The 1042-nt window shown below is 66.4% G+C and carries 2 protein-coding genes; both read right to left on the bottom strand.

Annotated elements, in window-relative coordinates:
• Positions 1 to 665 (bottom strand): IS3 family transposase (locus SPR02S_RS62740; protein WP_019065512.1); only part of this gene is annotated, 665 nt, incomplete at its 3' end.
• Entirely contained in the window at positions 662 to 973 is a 312-nt protein-coding gene (locus SPR02S_RS54765; protein ID WP_019065511.1) for a transposase, read from the bottom strand. The genes SPR02S_RS54765 and SPR02S_RS62740, both read right to left, overlap by 4 nt.
• Between the last annotated feature and the right edge of the window lie 69 nt (positions 974 to 1042).

Raw genomic sequence — 1042 nt, 5'->3', positions numbered from 1 at the left:
TACGAGTCCGCGACGGAGCCAACCGACGCGGAGGCGCCGATGTCCGACAGTCGGTCCGTGTAGCGAATTGATACGTATTGCGACCCCCTGTCGGAGTGGTGGACCAGGCCGGAGTCCTTCTTGATCCGCCGACGCCAGAGCGCCATCTCCAGTGCGTCCAGGGGGAGTTCGGTCCGCATATGGTTCGCGATCTGCCAGCCGACGATCATGCGGGAGAACACGTCCAGGACGAAGGCGACGTAAGCCCAGCCGGACCAGGTTCTGACATAGGTCATGTCGGCGACCCAGAGCCGGTCGGGGCCGTCGGCGGTGAAGTCCCGGTCGACCAGGTCCGGCGGTCTCGGCGCCGACGGCTCGCTGACAGTGGTTCGCCGGCGCTGGCCGCGGATCACACCCTCAATGCCGAGGTCGGCCATCAGCCGCTCGATCGTGCAGCGCGCCACCTCGACTCCCTTGCGCCGCAGCGCGCGGGTAATCCTGCGGGCTCCGTAAGTCCCGCCGGACTCGGCGTGGGTCTGCTCGATCATGGGCATGAGCTGTTCGTCCCGCAGTCGGCGGGCGGACTTCGGGCGCTTCTTGCGGGCGAAGTACGTCGACGGCGACAGGTCCAGCTCCCGGCAGACGGGATCGACCCCGAGGCCCTTCTCGCGCAGGTGGTCGATCACCTGCTCGGCCTCGTCCGGGGACGGTCGATCTCCTGGGCAAAAAACACCGAAGCGGCCTTCAGGATCTCATTGGCCCGCCTCAACTCGGCGTTCTCCTTGCGGAGTTGCTTGAGTTCGTCGAGTTCAGCTGTACTCAGCCGGTCGTCGCGTTCACCGGCGTCCGCTTCGGCCTGGCGGACCCAGCCGCGCAAGGCTTCCTTGTGGATGCCGAGGTCCTTCGCGACGTGCGCGACGGGGCGGCCGGTGGTGCGGACCTCGCGGATCGCGCGCTCACGCAGTTCATCGGGGTATTTCCGTGGTGCTGGCACTGATGTGGTTCTCCTTCGCCAGGATCGTAACCCTGGCATCAGGGACTCCACGAATCTCAGTACAGCTCA

Source organism: Streptomyces prunicolor NBRC 13075, from assembly GCF_000367365.1.
Classification (GTDB): domain Bacteria; phylum Actinomycetota; class Actinomycetes; order Streptomycetales; family Streptomycetaceae; genus Streptomyces; species Streptomyces prunicolor.
The sequence above is the reverse complement of the archived record's forward strand: the minus strand, read 5'-3'. Positions and strand labels throughout refer to the sequence as shown.